This window comes from Pseudomonas sp. SIMBA_041 (assembly GCF_046535095.1).
GTDB lineage: Bacteria > Pseudomonadota > Gammaproteobacteria > Pseudomonadales > Pseudomonadaceae > Aquipseudomonas > Aquipseudomonas mucoides.
This window is the reverse complement of sequence record NZ_JAWRXJ010000921.1, coordinates 1-237: the sequence shown is the minus strand read 5'-3', so window position 1 is coordinate 237 and position 237 is coordinate 1. Positions and strand designations below refer to the sequence as shown.

Below are 237 nucleotides of genomic sequence, written 5' to 3'. Positions count from 1 at the left end.
CAAGTGAGGCCAAAGCCGCATTGGTTTGTAGCGTATCAGACTGGTTAACTAGCATTTGCTCAGCCTTTTTACGTGCTTCAACGATTTTGCTTTCGTCAAGATTGTGTGCACGCATGGCTGTATCAGCCAATACCGTAACCATCTTAGGCTGTACTTCTAATACACCACCTGAGACGTAAATTACTTCTTCTTCACCGTTTGGTGTTTGCACTCGCATTGCACCTGGCTTTAGCAAAG

The 237-nt window shown here is 45.1% G+C and carries 1 pseudogene; it reads right to left on the bottom strand.

Annotated elements, in window-relative coordinates:
• Positions 1–211: pseudogene (locus SB725_RS33815) on the bottom strand (F0F1 ATP synthase subunit epsilon); the annotation flags it as partial.
• Positions 212–237 lie beyond the last annotated feature (26 nt).